Source organism: Pseudomonas sp. LBUM1666 (assembly GCF_059695775.1).
In genome coordinates this window covers 3072303-3091990 of record NZ_CP166789.1, presented here as the reverse complement: position 1 = coordinate 3091990, position 19688 = coordinate 3072303, and the positions used below count along the sequence as shown (strand labels likewise).

The 19688-nt window shown below is 58.0% G+C and carries 17 protein-coding genes and 2 pseudogenes; 14 read left to right on the top strand and 5 right to left on the bottom strand.

Going from position 1 to position 19688, the window contains the following annotated elements:
* Positions 1–111 precede the first annotated feature (111 nt).
* Positions 112–330 (bottom strand): annotated as a pseudogene (locus tag ACA056_RS14110) (nitroreductase family protein); the annotation flags it as partial.
* A gap of 27 nt (positions 331–357) precedes the next feature.
* On the opposite strand from ACA056_RS14110, the pseudogene ACA056_RS14105 reads away from it, so the two are divergent.
* Positions 358–594: pseudogene (locus ACA056_RS14105) on the top strand (nitroreductase family protein); the annotation flags it as partial.
* A 237-nt stretch (positions 595–831) separates the two neighbouring features.
* On the top strand, positions 832–1509 hold the full coding sequence (locus ACA056_RS14100) for a dTMP kinase (protein ID WP_497273441.1): 678 nt from the start codon (positions 832–834) through the stop codon (positions 1507–1509).
* 311 nt (positions 1510–1820) lie between these two features.
* Here the strand turns inward: ACA056_RS14100 and ACA056_RS14095 are convergent, their stop codons facing one another.
* Positions 1821–2345: a cupin domain-containing protein gene (locus tag ACA056_RS14095; protein ID WP_497273440.1), complete on the bottom strand. Its 525-nt coding sequence runs from the start codon at positions 2343–2345 to the stop codon at positions 1821–1823.
* A 164-nt stretch (positions 2346–2509) separates the two neighbouring features.
* Complete coding sequence (locus ACA056_RS14090) at positions 2510–3034, bottom strand: transporter suffix domain-containing protein (protein ID WP_497273439.1); 525 nt, start codon at positions 3032–3034, stop codon at positions 2510–2512.
* Between the two features lie 118 nt (positions 3035–3152).
* Here ACA056_RS14090 and ACA056_RS14085 point away from each other — a divergent pair, with 118 nt between their 5' ends.
* From ACA056_RS14085 to ACA056_RS14075, 3 genes are read left to right on the top strand one after another with little or no spacing between them, the layout of a single operon-like run.
* On the top strand, positions 3153–4706 hold the full coding sequence (locus tag ACA056_RS14085; RefSeq protein ID WP_497273438.1) for an efflux transporter outer membrane subunit: 1554 nt from the start codon (positions 3153–3155) through the stop codon (positions 4704–4706).
* Entirely contained in the window at positions 4703–5842 is a 1140-nt protein-coding gene (locus tag ACA056_RS14080) for an HlyD family secretion protein (protein WP_497273437.1), read from the top strand. The genes ACA056_RS14085 and ACA056_RS14080 overlap by 4 nt, the downstream gene beginning before the upstream one ends.
* 4 nt (positions 5843–5846) lie before the next feature.
* Positions 5847–6872: a DUF2955 domain-containing protein gene (locus ACA056_RS14075; protein ID WP_497273537.1), complete on the top strand. Its 1026-nt coding sequence runs from the start codon at positions 5847–5849 to the stop codon at positions 6870–6872.
* Here the strand turns inward: ACA056_RS14075 and ACA056_RS14070 are convergent.
* On the bottom strand, positions 6857–7312 hold the full coding sequence (locus ACA056_RS14070) for a hypothetical protein (protein ID WP_497273436.1): 456 nt from the start codon (positions 7310–7312) through the stop codon (positions 6857–6859). The two genes, ACA056_RS14075 and ACA056_RS14070, sit on opposite strands and share 16 nt — an antisense overlap.
* 228 nt (positions 7313–7540) lie before the next feature.
* Here ACA056_RS14070 and ACA056_RS14065 point away from each other — a divergent pair, with 228 nt between their 5' ends.
* Positions 7541–9928: a DUF3772 domain-containing protein gene (locus ACA056_RS14065; protein WP_497273435.1), complete on the top strand. Its 2388-nt coding sequence runs from the start codon at positions 7541–7543 to the stop codon at positions 9926–9928.
* 23 nt (positions 9929–9951) lie between these two features.
* Here ACA056_RS14065 and ACA056_RS14060 read toward each other — a convergent pair whose 3' ends face one another.
* Complete coding sequence (locus ACA056_RS14060) at positions 9952–10875, bottom strand: helix-turn-helix domain-containing protein (protein ID WP_497273434.1); 924 nt, start codon at positions 10873–10875, stop codon at positions 9952–9954.
* Positions 10876–11036: 161 nt separating this feature from the next.
* On the opposite strand from ACA056_RS14060, the gene ACA056_RS14055 reads away from it, so the two are divergent.
* From ACA056_RS14055 to ACA056_RS14020, 8 genes are all read left to right on the top strand, one after another.
* Positions 11037–12395 carry a glutamine synthetase family protein gene (locus ACA056_RS14055; RefSeq protein ID WP_497273433.1) on the top strand — a complete coding sequence of 453 codons (1359 nt, stop codon included), beginning with the start codon at positions 11037–11039 and terminating at the stop codon, positions 12393–12395.
* Between the two features lie 145 nt (positions 12396–12540).
* A complete protein-coding gene (locus ACA056_RS14050) occupies positions 12541–13629 on the top strand; it encodes a polyamine ABC transporter substrate-binding protein (protein WP_497273432.1) in 1089 nt (362 codons plus the stop codon).
* Positions 13626–14927 carry an NAD(P)/FAD-dependent oxidoreductase gene (locus tag ACA056_RS14045; RefSeq protein WP_497273431.1) on the top strand — a complete coding sequence of 434 codons (1302 nt, stop codon included), beginning with the start codon at positions 13626–13628 and terminating at the stop codon, positions 14925–14927. Before ACA056_RS14050 ends, ACA056_RS14045 begins: the two co-directional genes overlap by 4 nt.
* Before the next feature lie 134 nt (positions 14928–15061).
* Entirely contained in the window at positions 15062–15658 is a 597-nt protein-coding gene (locus ACA056_RS14040; protein WP_497273430.1) for a paraquat-inducible protein A, read from the top strand.
* Complete coding sequence (locus ACA056_RS14035) at positions 15655–16311, top strand: paraquat-inducible protein A (protein WP_497273429.1); 657 nt, start codon at positions 15655–15657, stop codon at positions 16309–16311. The genes ACA056_RS14040 and ACA056_RS14035 overlap by 4 nt, the downstream gene beginning before the upstream one ends.
* Positions 16292–17947: a PqiB family protein gene (locus tag ACA056_RS14030; protein WP_497273428.1), complete on the top strand. Its 1656-nt coding sequence runs from the start codon at positions 16292–16294 to the stop codon at positions 17945–17947. Before ACA056_RS14035 ends, ACA056_RS14030 begins: the two co-directional genes overlap by 20 nt.
* 17 nt (positions 17948–17964) lie before the next feature.
* Positions 17965–18525 (top strand): PqiC family protein, encoded by a 561-nt coding sequence (locus ACA056_RS14025; protein ID WP_497273427.1) that lies wholly within the window; start codon positions 17965–17967, stop codon positions 18523–18525.
* A 148-nt stretch (positions 18526–18673) separates the two neighbouring features.
* A complete protein-coding gene (locus tag ACA056_RS14020; RefSeq protein ID WP_497273426.1) occupies positions 18674–19687 on the top strand; it encodes an iron ABC transporter substrate-binding protein in 1014 nt (337 codons plus the stop codon).
* The last annotated feature ends 1 nt before the right edge of the window (position 19688 follow it).

Sequence of the window (19688 nt, the reverse complement as noted above, 5' to 3'; positions counted from 1 at the left end):
GCGTCCGTGTGGTTGCCACAGGCGTTTGCCACACTGACATGGTGGTGCGAGATCAGCTAAGCAATCGCCAGCGAAGACAGGACTTGCCTGGCTATCGCTGGCAGCATTCGGTTACACGAACTGCAGAACGTCGTTATCCGCTTTACGAGGCTTTTGTGGCCAGTTGGCCGAGCCAGGATAGCCAACGGTGATCAACATCACTGGAATATCCGTCGCGGAGAGACCAAACGCCTGCGCCACTGCAAACGGGTCGAATCCGATCATGGGCGTCGATACCAACCCTTGACCCTTTGCGGTCAGCATCAGGGTCATGGCCGCCAGAGAGCCTGCATCACTGCCAATGCTCACATAGCTTAATTGGCCTTCGGTCAACAAAAGGTCATGGATTCAGCCTTGACGTTTATTGTCTGTGGCACCCTCAATCCTCATGAAACACTGCCATCAGCCCTGAAGCCGACGCTGGATGCAGGGATCATTGATCAGGCGATCTACGACATGTGGATTGGCTCCGCTCAAGGCATGTACCAGGACAACCCGCAGTTACAACGCGACGAAGCGATCCGCTCAGGCTCTCGCCGGGTCAGTTCATTGATTACTCTAAAGAGCCATTGGTAGAAGTTCCGTCCTGACACATCATTAAACTGGTGCGCGATGACCGATGCTCATAAGCGGCTGTAACCCTGGATTTCGAGACCCATTAGCCAGAAACCGGGTTAGAGTGTGCATCAATGTCTATTCATAAGGCCCCTCCACTCGATTCGCGTAGCCGCGCCAAGCGGTTCCAGCGAACGAGCCGGGCAAAAAAACCGTATATCAATCGTTATGTGAAGAATGAATCGTCCGCTGTTTGTTTCTCTGGATGGGCCCAAGGGCGCCGGTAAAACCACACTGTTGGAGGCCGTTACGAAAGTACTGAGGGCAGACAACAAAAAGGTGATCCGACTTTGCGAGAAAAAAAGCGATCCCTATAGGGGTGAAACAATGACCCTCGTTAACAAACTCGTCAGAGATCCCACCCGGGATTTGGAGTTGGAGGTTTGTGAGCGCTTTGCTGATAGCCGTACCTGGATTTCCCAGCACGTGCTGGCTAAACAGCCACCCGGCAGCATCATCTTGATCGATCGCTGGTACCCGTCTGATGCCGCGTTTCGCCGGATAGTCCCGTTTGCAGAGATTCTACAGTTGAACATTGATCGAAACGTGCGAGTGCCAGACCTGCATGTCGGGGTTGTCACCGCCCCTGATATTTCATGGGCGAGGGCAGCGGCACGGCGGCGTGGGCTGAGCAGTACTGTGATCCATAAGCTGGAAGAACATGTCGCTTGTACCAAGGCGTTCGAGCGAGCGATTGCAGATCACGGCTGGGTTTTATGCCGTAATGAAGGAACGATCGAAGACGCAACGATGCAGGTGATTTCTGAGATCTATAGAGTCCTTCGATGCCCTGTAGGCGAAATTCGCTGCGCCGCTCTTGATGCGGTTGCGATAGCCGTAGATATAGATCGTTAGCAGGATCGAAGGGGTGATTTGTCGCCGCAGCAGTAGCCGGCTGACGCTTTGATCTGGGTACCTGTCATCGAACTCTGAGCGAAGCTGCCCGGGGTGGGCCTTACATGATCAGACGGTTCGAGCGTCGATTGCTGGAGCCGGGGTATTGAGCTGGCTCGAACAGGGGTCGGGGATTGGTAGCTTGAAAGAACCTTTTGTAAAAGTTCCGCCCTGACACCTCGTTTAACATAATATACATTACACGTAACAGAGTGTTTCAAGATTAGCCCGGTTATACGCAGATTTTGAAGCGATCAAATCGCCTCGGCCACTCATTCTCCCATCAGCTTCTCAAACAGCTCCGCGTGTTCGGGAAATTGCTCGGTAAGTTGCTGCTGTATGCCCAACGCCATATCTGCATAATCAAAGCCTGGCGTAACCGCTTCGCTGATCAGGCCGTATCCCGCCAGTCCGCTTGTAAGCTGCGAAGCTTTCCAGACGCCACCCGGTACATGCAACTGCAGGCATTGTCCGGCGATTATATCGCTGCCCATCACAACCGTTTTTAATGTGCCGTCCGGAAAAATCAGGCTGTACTGAATCGCATCTCCCACATGGTAGTAATGCATGATGTCCGATTGGTTCAGATGAAAATGACCTATCGGCGAATCCTTGGTCAGCAAGTAGTAAATGGATGTCATCAGGTAGCGCCGGCCCCCAGCGGTCTCAACCATCGGGTGGTGATCGGTTTGAAAGGTCCTGCGGTAGAAACCGCCTTCCATGTGGGGCTCGAGGTTCAGTGCTGCGATCACAGCCTCAGCGTTGGCAATGTGTTTATCAAAGGTGTTGGTAGTCATGTTGATTGAGCCCTCCAGCCTTTGAAATAGCGTTCAATTAATGTGCTGGCTCTATTATAGATATGCACACGATTAATAATAACTATGCTAAATAGCTCTTTAGTAGAGCTAGCCATTAGAGCTTGAACGTACGAGTACTCACTACCCTCGCCCACTATTGTTATTCACGCCGCACTTGTGTTTGCGACACGAGCAGTGCGAATAAACAACGCGCGCACTTTCTCCCAGAAATTCCCCCCCAATACAAAAAAGCTACCGATCAACATGAGGTCACCCAGCGCTTGAGCTTGCCAGAGGTTGGGTCTGAGCCCCGGCCAAATGCTGTCGATGTAGGGTTCAAGAAAGGAGGAAATCAGCGGCACAAAGAACATCACGATGCCAACTCTATGACGCAATGGGCCCACTTCGACTTCCGTGCTAGGTGCAAGCGAGGTCACATAACCGAACAGGCTGCGCTTTAACTGTTGGAATCCGGCTTTGCCCATAACCGCAATAGCGACGATCAGCAGGACTTTGTTGCTAATGAACAGCACGCCAGTCAGTGCAGCGATTTTTGATCCAGCCACATCGGCTGCCGCTGCGAGAGGCACCAACAGCCAGGAGCCCAGCATCAAGCAGATAATTACTATTCCCAACTTAAAGCGCCAGCCAGCTGAATGGGCTTCAACGACACCCTGGGTGTTATTCATAATCGTCGTACCTTTTTAACCGATCACAGTAGATTTGATGGCGCTTAAAAAGCGTAGCAGCCATGTGCCCATTTGGACGGCTATGCTCCAGTGATCTTTGTTGGTCGGGAAATGCATAATGCATCCAGGTACAACCCTGCTGAATTGGCCAGGCCGGCTCGTGCTGCTTGGCGTACTAGGCCTCAATGGCTGCGTACGACTTGGGCCGGACTTCCAGCCGCCCGGCGAAGAATGGGTCAAACACTGGAGCACCCCTGCCCTCGAGCAATCCAGCCAACGCAGCCTGAACCCGGACATTCGTCAGTGGTGGCAAGTCTTCGCCGATCCGGTCCTCGATCATTTGATTGCCGAGTCGGATGCACGCAACTCCAGCCTCAAAATCGCCGGGCTGCGCGTGATGGAAGCCCGCGCCCAACTCGGCATTGCTCAAAGTGGCCTTTACCCGCAACTGCAGCAAGCCAGTGTCGACAGTCTTTACTTCAACCGCAGGCAATCCGGCGGGACCAACCCGCAGGACAGCCATTTCTGGCAACACAGCGCGGGGTTCGATGTGGGTTGGGACCTGGACTTCTGGGGCCGTTTCAGTCGCGCCATCGAGTCGTCCGATGCCAGCTACTTCGCCGCCCAGGCCAACTATGAAGACGTACTCGTACTGCTGCGCGCGCAAGTGGCCGATACCTATTTCTCGCTGCGCACCACCGAAGCCCGTTTGCGTGTCGCCCGGGAAAACGCCAAACAGCAAAAACGCAACTTCGAGATCACCGAGAAGCTGTTCAATAGCGGCCAAAGTGCCGAGCTCGACCTGCAACAAGCCAGAACCCAATACCTGGGCACGTTGAGCACCATCCCCAATTTCGAAGACCAGTTGCAACGGACCCGCAATGCGTTGGCGGTATTGATTGGTCAGCCGCCCGGCGCACTACCGCAACTGGTCGAGAACGTGGGACTGATCCCGCTGGTCGATCGTGCCGTGTTGCAAGATGTACCGGCCAACCTGCTGCTGCGTCGGCCCGACGTGCGCGCTGCCGAGCTTAATGTCGCCGCCCAGTCAGCGCTGATCGGTGTGGCCGAGAGCGATTTCTATCCGTCGCTGACCTTGCTGGGCAGCATCGTCTGGTCCACCGACACGCTCAGTGGCACGCCCCGGAATCTGGATTTGATCGGCGGCCCCAGCCTGCGCTGGAATCTGTTTGATCACGGCCAGATCAGCAACAACGTGCGCGTGCAGGATGCGCGGTTGCAGCAGCTGATCGAGGTCTACCGCGACAAGGTTCGCCAGGCGGCACGCGAGGCAGACGATGCGGCCTATGGCTTGATCAAATCCCTGGAGCGCGAACGCATTCTGGGTGAGGCCGAAGTGGCGGCCAAACGCTCGCTGGTGTTGGCCAGCGCGCAGTATCGCGAAGGTTATTCGGACTTCCAGCGGGTGCTGGATGCACAGCGTGCCTTGCTCGAACAACAGGACAATTATCTGGTCGCCCGCAGCAATGCCGTCAGCAATGTCATTGCCTTGTACAAAGCCGTGGGCGGTGGCTGGTACAGCGCCCAGCCGAAAGTTGATCCAACCACTCGCCAACAGATGGAAAAACGCACCGACTGGGGCGATCTGCTGAAAGAGCCCACCACTGCACAGCCTGCCATTCCAATGTCTTACAAGGTAAAAGACCAATGAGTGAAGCCACCCAGCCCACGCCCGAGACACCTGTCACCCAGGCGCCAGAACCGGCCGCCGACCCGGCGAAAAAAGGCATCAAGTGGGTGCTGCTACTGATCCTCCTGAGCCTGGCCTGGTACCTGTTGGCGGATCGTTTCACACCCTATACACAACAGGCCCGGGTGGGTGCCTTTGTGATTCCGGTCGCCTCGGAAGTAGCAGGCCGCGTGATCCGGGTGAACGTGCGCAACAACCAGGACGTCAAGGCCGGCGAAATCCTTTTCGAGGTGGACCCTCAGCCGTACCAGATTGCCGTCGACCGCGCGCGCGCCGACCTTGAATCGACCCGCCGACAGATCGGTGCCAGCACCGCCGGCATTGCCTCGGCGCAAGCCAACCTGCGTGCCGCCCAGGCCAATGAGCTCAAGGCGCGCCAGGACAATCAGCGACTTGAAGGTTTGTATCGCGAAGACCCCGGCACCATTTCCGTACGCCTGCTCGAAGTGTCTCGCGCCAACCGCGAACAGGCTGTGAGTCAGGTCGCCGCTGCCCGCGCCGAAGTGCAGCGCGCGCGTGAGCAGGAAGGTGGTAGCGAGGAAGACAACGCTTTGCTGCGCAGTGCCGCCACGGCGTTGTCCAAAGCCGAACTGGATCTGTCCAATACGCAGATTCGCGCTCGCTCGGCCGGGCTGATTACAGATCTGCGTACTGACGCTGGGCAATTCGCTGCTGCCGGTAGCCCGGTCATGACCCTGATCGCCATTCATGATGTGTGGATCAGTGCGGACATGACCGAGAACAACCTAGGTCTGGTGAAGCTCGACACGCCGGTTTCGATTGTTCTGGATGCTCTGCCGGGCGAGGTCTTCGAGGGGCGCGTGCGCAGCGTCGGTTACGGCGTCAGCGTGGGGCAGCCCCCCGCGCCTGGCACCTTGCCCAGCGTGCAGAACAGCCGCGATTGGTTGCGTCCGGCCCAGCGTTTTCCGGTCATTATCGAGTTTTCGCCAGACTCGTTGAACACGTTGCGTGACAGTCGGGGGATCCGTGCCGGTGGGCAGGCCGAAGTCATGGCCTTCCCCACCGAGGGCAATCCGCTGAACCCACTCGGCCGCGTGTTTGTGGGGTTCATGAGCTGGCTGAGCTATGCCTATTAAGGGTATGTCTACTCGGCGCACGCCGCGGGATCAACGGGCGCTGCGCCTGGCCACCGGCACGGCGTTGAGCCTCACCGCCAGTTTCGGCCTGGGCTTGTCGATTCCTTTTATGGCGCCGGTGCTTTGCCTGCTGTTGCTGGCCTCGGTCAATCGCCCGCTGCCGTTCAAGGCCGGACTGGTTCTCGCACTGGCCGCCATGTTGACCACCGGCATCGGCCTGCTATTGATCCCGGTCCTGCGTTATTACCCAATCAGCGGCGTGCTATTGATCAGCGTCGGTTTGTTCCTGGCCTTCCGCTTTGGCCTGCGCGGCGGCAACGCCTTGATCATGACCTTCCTGGTGATTGGCCTGACCATGATTTCCTCGGCCGGTATCGCCGAATTTGATCTGGCGGCAATGGTCATCGGCGCACTGGTCAAGGGTTTGCTGCTCGCCGTTGTCGTCGTGGCGTTCAGTCATGGGTTATTCCCGGATCCACCCAATGCCCCTTCGCCGCCGGCTGCCCCGCCCCTGCCGGCAGAAGAAGTCAGTCGGGTTGCGCTGCGTGCAACCCTGATCGTGCTGCCGGCATTCCTGCTGGCGCTGATCGACCCGGCCGGTTATCTGCCGATCATCCTGAAGGCCGTCGGCCTGGGTCAGCAAAGCTCCACGACGAATGCCCGCAACGCCGGTCGCGAGCTGCTCGGCTCAACCTTGCTCGCAGGACTGTTGGCGATCCTCTTCTGGAGCGCCCTCAGTCTGTTTGTGCATCTGTGGATGTTCTTTCTGTGGATGCTGCTGTTCGGCCTGGTGCTGGCGCGCAAGCTGTATGCCCTGAGCCCGACGCGGTTTACCCCGGGGTTTTGGCTCAATACCCTGATCACGCTGATCATCCTGCTGGGTCAGTCGGTACAGGACAGCGCAGCAGGCAAGGACGTTTACACAGCGTTCGCCATCCGCATGGGCCTGTTCATCCTCGTGACGCTGTATGCCTGCCTGATGGTTCATCTGCTCGATCAGCGGCAGGAAAGTGCTCAAGGGTTGACCTGATACCCCTTCCCTTGCAGGCAGCTTGTGTAGGCCGTTGAACTGGTCGCAGCACTGGTTTTCTCTTGCGCCCGGCGCTCCTGGCGTTGACGCGAGCCTCCGACGACCGCGCCTGCCACGGCGGTTTCCTTGGCGCGATTCTGGCGATAGTCCTGCTTCACGTCATCGTCGACACGATCATAAAACTCGTCATGCTGACGTCCCCGTACTTGCGCCCCCGCAGCCCCTGCGGCAGCGCCCGCCGCGGCCCCCTTCAGCCTTCCACCGCTAGGAGGCGATGCAGCCGAGGCGCTCTGACTGGCCGCGATGTTGTTGCATTCGGTAATGTCCGTTTGGGTTTGTTGCGAACTCTGACCTTTCATCGGCACGACCGTTTCGGCCCACCCTTGGGTCCACGAAACCGACAGTGCGATGCACAGGCTAATGGATGACAACCTTCTCATGATGACCTCCGACAGGGCCCGGCACTCTGCAAGCACACTGGGTCGGTAGACAGACCGCTCAATACGACACACCTCGTGATCCTGAGCGTGGTTCGGCATAAAAGATTGTAGATCACCCCTTCTCACCCGCCCCCTTTTCCCTATTCGTGGTCAGCGTGCGGAACTATTTTTCGCGCCAGCACACGCCATGACCTAACCTGAATGGCTAAAGCCGCTGGAGGCATGCCTATGCGTCCTGCATTGAAATTACTCATATTCGTTGTGTTTGCGCTGATGGGGGCGAACATCGGCGGGCTGTCGGCGGACGAACTACCCAACACGTCAAGCAACGGCGAGGCCAGCGCTATCGCTACTGTGTCAAAAAGCGATCTGGAAGCACTGCAATTAAGGCTGGACAACCTTAAACAGCAGGTGTCACTGACCAGTAATTACACCCAGTTGGTGGGCTTTCAGGACAACGTTCAGTTGCTCTTCAGTGATGCGGACAAGTTGGCGGCCGTGTTACTTCCCGAACAGGCGCAATTGCAAGCGCAACTCAGTGTGCTCGGGACGGCATCCGCCACCAGCCTTGCCGTGGAAAAGTCCGATCTCGTGAAACAGAGGTCTTATCTCACCGCACAAAAAGACAAGGTGGATGGCGATCTCAAGATACTGCTGGCCATCAAAGAAGGCGCTACTAACCTCATCACTCAGATTGCCAGCATTCGGCGTACCCAACTGGAAACCGAACTGGCCCAGCGCACCGCCAGCTTCCTCAGCCCCCGGTTCTGGTCACCACTGTTTTCTCCACGGCAGGAGGATAAAAACCGTCTGACGTTTTTGATCGACCAGTCCAACAGTGTCATTCAGTCCGTCTGGCAACCCGGCCGGCGTGCCGTGACCGTCACGTTGTTATTGCTGGCCCTGGCCTTCTGGACGCCGGGGCGAAGACTGGCTGAGCGTGGTTTGACATGGATCTGCATCCATCGAGTACCGGAAGGTCGCCTGCGCAGAAGTTCATTGGCGATAGCGACGGTAGTTGCCACGATGTTGAGCGCAGGTTGCGCAATAGAGCTCATCTCCGCTGCGGCTACCCGCCTTCAACCATTGCCGCAGCCACTGCAGGGTTACTTCGACGATGTCGAGAAAGTCGCTTACGCCTGCGCCCTGATTATCGGCCTGAGTCGGGCCCTGCTGTCTAAACGCAATCCCTCATGGCGGTTGCCTGGCATCGCCGATGAAGTGGCACTTGCAATAAGCCCTTTTCCGGCGCTGCTGGCCGGTTCAATGCTGATACTCATCTCGCTGGTACAAGTCACCAATGCGACGGGTATGAGTTCGCAGGTGGTTCTGTTCAGCCGGGGCGTCGTGTCATTAGTCGTCATCATGATTATGGGTGCGCTATTGCTACGCGTCAGTAAAACCCGCCGAGCGATGGTCATTGCCGGGGAACACCCTGAGGCAGGTACTACGCTGGCAGGGCTGATTTATACCGGCGTCAGTATCGCCATGTTGATCTCGATTTTTGGCCTGCTGATCGGTTACATCTCCCTGGCCCGATTCATCACTTACGAAATTGTCTGGCTCTATATCGTTTTTGCCAGCTTCTATTTGCTGACGCAGTTGTTCAGGGACTCGTGTGATTACCTGTTTTCGCCAAAGCACCCAAGCGGCAAAACGATCAAACAGCTGCTGGGTATCGGCGACGTACGGCTCGAACAAATCGAGGTTGTTGTGTCGGGTATTGGCCGAGCGGCCTTACTGTTGATTGCCGTGATTACAACGATTGTGGGGGGGATTGGAGCGACCTTTGGCCAACTGACTGACAGGGTTTCAGCGATTCTCGGCGGCGATGGCCTGCGTAAGCTGAATATTATTCCGGGCAATCTGTTGAATGCGGTCCTCGCGCTGTTGATCGGCATTTACCTGATTCGATCGCTGCGCAGATGGCTGGATAACGAATTCCTGCCGAAAACCGATATGGACCCCGGCATGGGGGCGTCGCTGAGCACCCTGTTCAGTAATATCGGGTACGTACTGGTCATTCTGCTTGCGTTGTCTTCATTGGGCGTCAAATGGACGAACCTGGCCTGGATCGTCAGTGCGTTGTCGGTGGGGATCGGCTTCGGTTTGCAGGAGATCGTCAAGAACTTCGTTTCAGGGTTAATTCTGCTCACCGAGCGTCCGGTCAAGGTCGGCGACTTGATCAGCATCAGCGGAGTCGAAGGTGATATCCGGCGGATCAATGTCAGGGCCACCGAGATACAGCTCAGTGATCGCTCGATCGTGATCGTGCCCAACTCGCAGCTTATTTCCCAGAACCTGCGCAATGTGACCATGGGCGGCAGCGCCCAAGGGGTGGCCACACTCGAGCTGGTGTTCCCTCTGGATATTGACCCCGAACAAGTCAAAAACCTGCTGTACACCGCCTATCAAGAGCATGAAACCATCCTCGACAAACCCGCCCCCGTTGTCCGCTTTAGCAATCTGAGCCCTGAAGGCATCACATTGACCATCACCGGCTATGTCAGCAGCCCAAGGATTGTCAGTACGACCAAGAGCGATCTGCTCTTTGAGATCCTGAAGCGATTGAGTGCGGCCGGCATCGAATTGGCCAAGCCGGTCTCTCCGGCATGACACCCATCTGACGTGTCCCGGGTTTACCCGCGACGTGTTGCGCCACACGGTTTGCGGGCAAGAGTCTGACTGGGAAGTTCGTTGAACAGCGCCCGATAACTGCTGGAAAAACGCCCCAAATGCCAGAACGACCAGTGCATCGCCACTTCGGCAACGGTGGTGTCCATCGCTGTGCGGCTGAGCAATTCGCGGCGTGCGCTGTTGAGTCGGCGCAAGCGCAGCCAATGGGTCGGGGTCATCCCGGTATACGCCTTGAACGCATGCTGCAACTGCCGCAGAGAAACCCCGGCGACCTGCGAAAGCTCCAGCAGATTCAGGGTGTCTTCCGGGGTGTCAGCCGCCCACTCACCGATGCGTTTCATCACCGATCGTTCTTCGGCGCGGCGCTGTAACCCTCCGCGATCAAGGCAAACACACGCGTTGTCGAGGATGTACAGGCAGTCTTCCAGCAACTGCTGGGTCAACGCCTCCTTGCTCGGTGGATCGAGCGTCTGCGCCAGTCGGGTCAACGTCCCGCTGAGCCAGCGACTGAACAACGCGTTCTGCCCCGAATTCAGCGGCGCCATGAACAGGCCTTCGAGCCTGGCCACATTCAAACCGTGACGCTGCACGAACTCCGGACCGAACACCACGGCGATTTCCTGGTAGTTCTCCGGGGTGATCCAGATGTTGCGGCTTTCGCCATTCAACACGTACAGCGCGTTGTCGCTGCGATCGAAACAGAACGCCAGCGAGCCTTCGGGCGCGCTGAAATTCTGCTCGACCCGCGTGTTCATCTGTTCCTCGTAAATCTCCACGCCTTGCAGGTCCAGGTAGCGCACGCGCCCGGCGAAATGCCCCGGTGACATCTGCTGGTAATGCTGCACCCAACCCGGTGTGGCGCGGATTTGCTCGGCTACATCGGCGGTGTTGAACGCTTGGACTTGCAGGGGGTTGCACGTTGTCATGGGTGACCTTGCGCACTCTTTTGGTGCGTTTTGGTGCTGCTGAAAGTGGATAGATGGAACGTCAAGGCTCGCCCAAGATAGTCGTCAACGCGCCACAGGGGAAGTGTGTGGTGGATGAAACCAGCCTCCCCGGCGTTAATAAAACCAATAACGAGGTCTTTATGAATGTCCCTTTCGATCAGCTGCTCACGTGGCTGAAAGATCACAAGATTACCGAAGTCGAGTGTGTGGTCAGCGACTTGACCGGCATCGCACGCGGCAAAATCGCACCCACCAACAAGTTCCTGCATGAGCGAGGCATGCGCCTGCCGGAAAGTGTGCTTTTGCAAACGGTAACCGGGGACTTTGTCGACGACGACATCTACTACGACCTGCTCGACCCGGCCGACATCGACATGGTGTGCAAGCCCGTCTCTGACGCGGTGTACGTGATTCCATGGGCCATCGAACCCACCGCTATCGTGATTCACGACACCTTCGACAAGTTCGGCAACCCGATCGAGCTGTCACCGCGCAACGTGCTGAAAAAAGTCCTGCAGCTGTACAGCGACAAAGGCTGGAGGCCGATTGTCGCGCCGGAAATGGAGTTCTACCTGACCCAGCGTTGCGAAGACCCGGACTTGCCGCTCAAGGCGCCGCTGGGCCGTTCGGGCCGTGCGGAAAGTGGTCGTCAGTCGTTTTCCATCGACGCTGCCAACGAATTCGATCCGCTGTTTGAAGACGTGTACGACTGGTGCGAACTTCAAGGCCTGGACCTCGATACCTTGATCCACGAAGACGGCCCGGCGCAGATGGAAATCAACTTCCGTCACGGCGATGCGCTGGATCTGGCCGACCAGATCACCGTGTTCAAGCGAACCCTGCGCGAAGCGGCGCTCAAGCACAACGTCACCGCGACCTTCATGGCCAAACCGATTGGCGATGAACCCGGTAGCGCCATGCATATCCACCAAAGCGTGGTGGACATCGCCACCGGCCAGCCGATCTTTGCCGATGCCGACGGGCAGATGAGCGAGCTGTTCCTGCACCACATCGGCGGTCTGCAAAAGTACATCCCCAAAGTGCTGCCGATGTTTGCACCGAACGTCAATTCGTTCCGCCGCTTCCTGCCGGACACTTCGGCACCGGTGAACGTCGAATGGGGCGAAGAAAACCGTACTGTGGGTCTGCGTGTGCCGACCTCCACGCCGGATGCAATGCGCGTGGAAAACCGTTTGCCGGGAGCCGATGCCAACCCTTATCTGGCGATCGCAGCAAGCCTGTTGTGCGGGTATCTGGGGATGGTCGAACGCATCGAACCGAGTGCTGCGGTCCAGGGTCGTGCCTATGAGCGCCGCAATCTGCGCCTGCCGATCACCATCGAAGACGCCCTGACGCAGATGGAAGAATGCGAAACCATCGGGCGTTATCTGGGTAGCAAATTCGTCCGCGGATATGTCGCGGTCAAGCGAGCGGAACACGAGAACTTCAAACGGGTGATCAGCTCGTGGGAGCGCGAGTTCCTGCTGCTCAGCGTCTAACCCGTCAGCAGAGGCCTCTTCGCGAGCAGGCTCGCTCCCACAGGGGAAACGCATTCCAAATGTGGGAGCGAGCCTGCTCGCGAAGACGGCCGCCAGAACACCAAAGAAACGCCTGATAAATCCAAAAATTCGAAGAGGTGTCGATATGCGTCTATTGAAATCCATGGTTCCGGTCGCGCTGGCATTGCTGTTCAGCGCCATTGCGCAGGCTAAGCCAACGGTCAGCGTCTACAACTGGACCGATTACATCGGCGAGACCACCCTCGTCGACTTCCAGGCGAAAAGCGGGATCAAGGTGATCTACGACGTGTTCGATTCCAACGAAACCCTTGAGGGCAAATTGCTCGCTGGCCGCACCGGGTATGACGTGGTGGTGCCGTCCAACCACTTCCTCGCTCGCCAGGTGAAGGCCGGCGCGTTCCTGAAGCTCGATCGTTCGCAGCTGCCCAACTTCAAGAACCTCGACCCGAAACTGCTGGCGCTGCTGGAAAAAAACGACCCGGGTAACGAACACTCGGTTCCGTACCTGTGGGGCACCAACGGCATTGGCTACAACGTCGACAAGGTCAAGCAAGTGCTGGGCATTGACCGCATCGATTCCTGGGCCGTGTTTTTCGAACCGGAGAACCTGAAGAAACTCAGCCAGTGCGGCGTGTCGATGATGGATTCGGCCGATGAAGTGTTCCCGGCCGTTCTCAATTACATGGGCATGGACCCGCGCAGCGAAAACCCTGAAGACTTCAAAAAAGCTGAAGCCAAGCTGTTGGCCATCCGCCCTTACATCACCTACTTCCACTCCTCCAAGTACGTCTCGGACCTGGCCAACGGCGACATCTGCGTGGCGTTCGGTTACTCGGGTGACGTGTTCCAGGCCGCGAACCGGGCCAAGGAAGCCAAGAACGGCGTGAACATCGCCTACGCGATTCCCAAGGAAGGCAGTAACTTGTGGTTCGACCTGTTGGCGGTGCCCGCAGACGCCAGCAACCAGAAAGAAGCGCACGCCTTCATCAACTACTTGCTCGATCCGCAAGTAATTGCCAAGGTCAGCGCGTCAGTCGGTTACGCCAACCCGAACCCGGCGTCCAAGCAAGACATGGACCCTGAGCTGGTCAACAATCCTGAGGTTTATCCGCCTCAGGCAGTCCTCGACAAGCTCTACATTTCGACCACCCCGCCCCAGGCAATCATGCGTTTGATGACCCGTTCCTGGAGCAAAGTGAAGTCCAACCAATGAACCAGTACAGTAACGAACATGCTCGCTCCTATTACGCGGCGTCAGCCAATGGAATGGCGCCCTACCCTACACTGGCCGCAGATCTTGAAGCCGATGTCTGTGTGATCGGCGGCGGCTTTACCGGCGTTAACACGGCGATCGAACTGGCTCAGCGCGGTCTCTCGGTGATTTTGCTGGAGGGCCGACGGATCGGCTGGGGTGCCAGCGGGCGCAACGGTGGTCAGTTGATCCGCGGTATCGGTCATGACGTCAGCGGTTTTGCCCGTCATGTCGGTGAAGAAGGCGTGCGCTACCTTGAGCGTGCGGGCGTCGAGTCGGTAGCGCTCGTGGGCAACCGCATTCGTGAACACGGGATTGATTGCGACCTGCGCTGGGGGTTCTGTGAACTGGCCAATACTAAAGCGCAGTTCGCGGCGTTCAAGGCTGAGCAGCAAGGCCTTGCCGAGTCGGGTTACACCCACGAAACCCGACTCGTCGGGCCGGAGCAGATCCGTCAGCAGGTAGTGGACTCCGGCGTGTATGCCGGCGGTCTGGTCGACATGGGCTCGGGTCACTTGCACCCGCTCAATCTGGTTCTTGGCGAAGCGCGATTGGCTCACTCCCTTGGGGTGCAGATTTTCGAGCAGAGCCCGGTGCTGGAATTGATCCATGGCAGCACGGTGCAGGTGCGCTGTGCCAGCGGCACGGTGCGCGCCGGCAGTCTGGTGCTGGCGTGCAACGCTCACCTGGAAGAGCTCGAACCGAAACTGAGCGGCAAGGTCCTCCCGGCGGGCAGCTACATCATCGCCACCGAGCCGTTGGCGCCCGAACAGGCAGCGCAATTGATCCCGCAAAATCTGGCGCTCTGCGACCAGAAAGTCGGCCTGGATTACTACCGGCTCTCGGCGGACCGACGCTTGCTGTTCGGCGGGGCCTGCCATTATTCCGGGCGCGATCCGGCAGACATCGAAGCCTACATGCGCCCGCAAATGCTCAAGGTCTTCCCGCAACTGGCCAACGTGCGCATCGACTATCAATGGGGTGGCAAAATTGGCATCTCCGCCAATCGCTTCCCACAGGTCGGGCGCCTGAGCCAGCACCCGAACGTGTTTTACGCCCAAGGCTACTCCGGCCATGGCCTGAACGTGACCCACTGGTGCGCAAAGCTGTTGGGCGAAGCGATCCACGTCGGACACAGTCAGGGCTTTGACGTGTTCAGCGCCGTGCCGCACATGACCTTTCCCGGTGGGCCCATGCTGCGCTCTCCACTGCTGGCCCTCGGCATGTTCTGGTATCGCCTGCGCGAACTGCTCGGCTGACGTCCCTCCCCAACTGATCGTTCCCACGCTCCGCGTGGGAACGATCAGAGCCCGCCTTTTAATTTGCTCTATCGCTAGGCGCTTCTATATTGAGGGAGTGCTCTGACTTCCCTGCGTCCTGGCGAGTGCAGCCTATGGCTACGACTGACCCACTGATCATCTGCGAGCACTGCGACTGCGTGTATGAAAAAGTCACGCTCGCCAAACATCAAAAAACCCTCTGTACGCGCTGTGGCGGCGTACTTCAGCGCTATAACGGCCTGTCGGTGGAACAACGTCTGGCGTTGACCTTCACCGCGTTGATGCTGTGGATTTTCGCCAACTTCTATCCCGTCATGAGCATCAGCCTCAAAGGCCTTAAAAACAGCGCAACACTCTGGGATTCGGTGCTTGCCTTGAGTCTGGGGCCGATCACTTTTATCGCCATGGTGGCGGCGATCTCGATGATCATCGCGCCGATTTTCCAGCTGGTGCTGCTTCTCTGGGTGCTGAGCTTCGCCCTCGCCTCCCGTCGCTCGCCCGGTTTCAGGTTCTGCATGCGCTGGCTGGAAACCCTCAGGCCCTGGAGCATGCTGGAGGTCTGTCTGCTGGGGGCGATGGTCGCGGTCATCAAACTCGCCGGATTGCTGGATGTGCTGCCCGGCATCGGCCTGTTTGCCCTGGCCATTCTCAGTCTGATGATGATCCGCATTGCCGGGCGCGACATCCGTGATCTATGGGACATCTTATGAACAGGCCCCCGGTGGCGAGTGAACTCAACCTGTGCCTGTGTCATAGCTGCGGCCTGGCCTGTGACATGACCGATGAACCTCACGAATGCACACGGTGCGGCGCGCCGCTGCATCGGCGCAAAACCAACTCCCTGACCCGGACCTGGGCCTACCTGGTGACATCGCTGGTGTTTTATATCCCGGCTAATCTGCTGCCAGTGATGAACACCAAGATGGTCGGCAATGGCGCCGATAGCACGATCATGAGCGGTGTGCTGGATTTCTGGAAGCACGGCGCCTGGGACATTGCCCTGATTATTTTCATCGCCAGCATCGCGGTGCCGGGCATCAAGTTCGTCGCCTTGACGCTGTTACTAGTGACCGTTCAGCGCGACAGCCAATGGGCGAATAAGCAGCGGTCAACGCTGTACCGTTTCGTCGAGCTCATCGGTTACTGGTCGATGCTCGATGTGATCGTGGTCGCCCTGGTGGCCTCACTGGTGAAGTTTCAAGCCCTGGCCGATATCGAACCGCGCCCGGGCATTCTGTTCTTTGGCCTGGTGGTGGTCTTCACCATGCTGTCGGCAATGAGTTTCGACCCACGCCTGATCTGGGATAAAGAAGAGCGGGATAACCCAAACGAGGAGGTCAAGGATGAAGTCGCAAGCCACTGACGGGCCGCAAGCCCCCGGCCAGGCCCCTGTCAAAACCCGACGTTTCAGCGTTTCGCTGGTATGGATCGTACCGATCATCGCAGTGCTGGTGGGGATTTCCCTGGTCGTGCACACCATGATGCAGGAAGGTCCGACCATTACCGTCACGTTCAAGACCGGTAGCGGCCTGACCGCCAACAAGACCGAAGTCAAATACCGCAACGTGGTGATCGGCCATGTCTCGGACGTGGAACTGAGCAACGATCAGAAGAGCGTCAACGCCACCATCAAACTGTCCAAGCAGGCGGAAAGTTTCACCCGCGAAGACTCGCAATTCTGGGTCGTGCGTCCACGTATTGGCGCCGGCGGTGTGTCGGGTATTGATACGCTGTTGTCCGGGGATTACATTGGCGCCGACATCGGCCAGGCCAATGCTCGCTCCAAGAACTTTACCGGCCTGGAAAACCCGCCGCCGATTACCTATGGCGAGCCGGGCAAGCGCTTCACCCTGCGCACCCAGGATCTCGGTTCGCTGGATATTGGCTCTCCGGTTTACTACCGCAAGATTCCGGTGGGTCAAGTGGTGGCCTATGCCCTGGACGCCGACGGTAAAGGGGTCAACATCGAAGTGTTCATCCACGCGCCCAATGATGCCTACGTCACTGAAAACACCCGGTTCTGGAACGCCAGCGGGATCGACGTGAACGTCGGCGCCAATGGCTTCTCGGTGAAAACCGAATCGCTGTCATCGATCCTGGTGGGCGGTATCGCCTTCCGTGCTCCGGAATACAGCCCCAATGATCAACCGGCCACCGAGGCCAAAGCCTTCGACCTGTTCGAAGACCAGCTAACCGCCCTCGCCCCGCCCAGCGGCAAGGGGCAATTCTTGAGTTTGCGTTTCGATCAGGCCTTGCGCGGGCTCAGGGTCGGTGCACCGGTGGAATTCCTTGGCATCGAGTTTGGCAGAGTCGTGTCGGTCAATCTGGATTTCGACCCGAAAAAGCGCAGTTTCCCGGTCAATGTCGGCATCGTGATCTACCCGCAACGCCTCGGTCAGGCCCACATCAAAATGCTTGAGGTTTTGAAGCATGACCCCAACGACGAAGCCGCTGGTGTACGCCTGATCGGCAGCTTCATCGATAACGGTCTGCGGGCCCAGGCCCGGAGCGGCAATCTGTTGACCGGTCAGTTGTACATCTCGCTCGACTTCTACCCCAAAGCGGAGAAAGTCGTATTCGATCCGACCGCCCGTCCAGTCTCTATCCCAACCGTTCCTGGCAGCCTCGAACAATTGCAGGAAAAACTGGAGGGCATGGTCAACAAGATCAACCAACTGCCGATCGAGCGCATTGCCGGCAACCTGGACAGCAACCTCGTCGAACTGCGTAAAGGTCTGGCGCAATTCAACGCCAAGACCCTGCCCGGCGTGCAGACCACCCTGGCGGATGTCAGCAAGACGCTGCAATCGGCCAGTTCGACCTTGGCCGAAGACTCGCCGCAACGCGAACAATTAGGTCAGACCCTCGACGAGCTCGGGCGCATGTCGCGCTCCTTGCGTGAACTCTCGGATTACCTCGGACGGCATCCGGAATCGCTGATTCGCGGTCGTCCCGACAATGCTGCGCCGATGGACCTGCAGGGGCCACCGCGCAAATGACCACAGGAGCATCACCCATGGCTTATTCGCTGAAGATCACGTTGGTCACTGCGTTGCTGCTGCTCGCCGCTTGCCGCAGTGATCCGATTCAATTCCACACCCTGATTCCGGCTCAACCGGGCCTTGCGGCGAAGAGCAGCAGTGCGGAAATCCAGATTGAGGGAATCAGCGTACCGCCCCAGGTCGATCGTCCGCAGATCGTCATTCGCCAGGGCAACAGTGGCATGGCGATCCTCGAAACCGAGTGGTGGGCTGCGAGTCTGGTGGATGAATTGCGTAGCGCGCTGGTCGATCAAATGGTCAACGCCAATCCCCGGCGCAACGTGTCGGTGCGGTTGGACGTGCAGCGCTTCGACTCGGTTCCCGGTCAATATGCTTTGATCGACGTCAAGTGGCGCCTGCGCAATATGGGTGAAGGTGATGCTGCGCTGGTCACCTGCCGCAGCACCTTGCAGACGCCTTCAGGTGCTTCCATAGATGAACTGGTGGCGGCTCAACAAAACAACGTCAAACGCCTGGCTGCGCTTATCAGCCAGGCAGCGAGCGGAACACAAAAAGGGTGTCCATTAACCCAGTGATTTGACGTTTTTTTTCTCATTCGGCCGTTTACATTGCCGCGCCTTAAACATGCAAATGATTCGTATTGTTCTACACTGATCGACGACCTTCCCCGTCGGTCCTTTCGAATCTGCGTGTTCGATTCTAAAAAACAGGAGCTGTCACTGCATGATTTCTCGCATTCCTTCTTTCCTAAAAAAAGCTCTGCTGGTGACGGCTCTACTGAGCGCCGGTCACGTGTATGCAGCGGAGGCTGATGGGATCGTGGTCTACAACGCCCAGCACGAAAGCCTGACCAAATCCTGGATTGAGGGCTTTACCAAGGAAACCGGGATCAAGGTCACCGTGCGCAATGGCGACGACTCAGAGATGGGCAATCAGATTGTGCAGGAAGGCGCCGCCTCCCCGGCCGACGTGTTCCTGACCGAAAACTCCCCGGCCATGGTGCTGGTCGACAACGCGGGGCTGTTTGCGCCGGTTGCGCCGGCCACCCTGGAACAGGTCGGCAATGCTTACCGCCCGGCCCATGGCAAATGGGTAGGAATCGCCGCGCGTTCCACGGTGTTTGTCTATAACCCGAGCAAACTGCCCGAAGCCGAGCTGCCCAAGTCATTGATGGACCTCGCCGGCCCGAGCTGGAAAGGTCGTTGGGGTGCTTCGCCGGCCGGTGCCGACTTCCAGGCCATCGTCGCCGCCGTGCTGGAACTCAAGGGTGAAGCCGCCACCCTGGAGTGGTTGAAAGGGATGAAAACCAACTTTACCGCGTACCGGGGCAACAGCGCGGTGCTCAAAGCGGTCAACGCCGGGCAGATCGACAGCGGCGTGATCTACCACTATTACAGCTTCGGCGACCAGGCCAAGACCGGCGAAAACAGCAAAAACACCGCCCTGCACTACTTCAAACACAAGGATCCGGGCGCGTTTGTCAGCGTCTCCGGTGGCGGCGTTCTGGCGTCCAGCAAACACAAGGAACAAGCCCAGGCGTTCCTCAAATGGATTACCGGCAAAGATGGCCAGGCCATCCTCAAAACCGGCAAATCGTTCGAATACGCGGTGGGCAAGAACGCTGAATCCAATCCAAAACTGGTGCCTTTGCAGCAACTCGACGCGCCGACCGTCGATGCTTCAAAACTCGACAGTAAAAAAGCCGTGGAGCTGATGACTCAGGCGGGACTGCTTTAAT

What these genes read in the sequence shown, in the direction of transcription:
- ACA056_RS14035 (WP_497273429.1), top strand. Translation starts at nt 15,655, where the DNA reads ATGAACAGGCCCCCGGTGGCGAGTGAACTCAACCTGTGCCTGTGTCAT.
- ACA056_RS14055 (WP_497273433.1), top strand. Translation starts at nt 11,037, where the DNA reads ATGAATGTCCCTTTCGATCAGCTGCTCACGTGGCTGAAAGATCACAAG.
- ACA056_RS14090 (WP_497273439.1), bottom strand. Translation starts at nt 3,034, where the DNA reads ATGAATAACACCCAGGGTGTCGTTGAAGCCCATTCAGCTGGCTGGCGC.
- ACA056_RS14045 (WP_497273431.1), top strand. Translation starts at nt 13,626, where the DNA reads ATGAACCAGTACAGTAACGAACATGCTCGCTCCTATTACGCGGCGTCA.
- ACA056_RS14080 (WP_497273437.1), top strand. Translation starts at nt 4,703, where the DNA reads ATGAGTGAAGCCACCCAGCCCACGCCCGAGACACCTGTCACCCAGGCG.
- ACA056_RS14050 (WP_497273432.1), top strand. Translation starts at nt 12,541, where the DNA reads ATGCGTCTATTGAAATCCATGGTTCCGGTCGCGCTGGCATTGCTGTTC.
- ACA056_RS14095 (WP_497273440.1), bottom strand. Translation starts at nt 2,345, where the DNA reads ATGACTACCAACACCTTTGATAAACACATTGCCAACGCTGAGGCTGTG.
- ACA056_RS14025 (WP_497273427.1), top strand. Translation starts at nt 17,965, where the DNA reads ATGGCTTATTCGCTGAAGATCACGTTGGTCACTGCGTTGCTGCTGCTC.
- ACA056_RS14085 (WP_497273438.1), top strand. Translation starts at nt 3,153, where the DNA reads ATGCATCCAGGTACAACCCTGCTGAATTGGCCAGGCCGGCTCGTGCTG.
- ACA056_RS14020 (WP_497273426.1), top strand. Translation starts at nt 18,674, where the DNA reads ATGATTTCTCGCATTCCTTCTTTCCTAAAAAAAGCTCTGCTGGTGACG.
- ACA056_RS14030 (WP_497273428.1), top strand. Translation starts at nt 16,292, where the DNA reads ATGAAGTCGCAAGCCACTGACGGGCCGCAAGCCCCCGGCCAGGCCCCT.
- ACA056_RS14100 (WP_497273441.1), top strand. Translation starts at nt 832, where the DNA reads ATGAATCGTCCGCTGTTTGTTTCTCTGGATGGGCCCAAGGGCGCCGGT.
- ACA056_RS14070 (WP_497273436.1), bottom strand. Translation starts at nt 7,312, where the DNA reads ATGAGAAGGTTGTCATCCATTAGCCTGTGCATCGCACTGTCGGTTTCG.
- ACA056_RS14075 (WP_497273537.1), top strand. Translation starts at nt 5,847, where the DNA reads ATGTCTACTCGGCGCACGCCGCGGGATCAACGGGCGCTGCGCCTGGCC.
- ACA056_RS14065 (WP_497273435.1), top strand. Translation starts at nt 7,541, where the DNA reads ATGCGTCCTGCATTGAAATTACTCATATTCGTTGTGTTTGCGCTGATG.
- ACA056_RS14040 (WP_497273430.1), top strand. Translation starts at nt 15,062, where the DNA reads ATGGCTACGACTGACCCACTGATCATCTGCGAGCACTGCGACTGCGTG.
- ACA056_RS14060 (WP_497273434.1), bottom strand. Translation starts at nt 10,875, where the DNA reads ATGACAACGTGCAACCCCCTGCAAGTCCAAGCGTTCAACACCGCCGAT.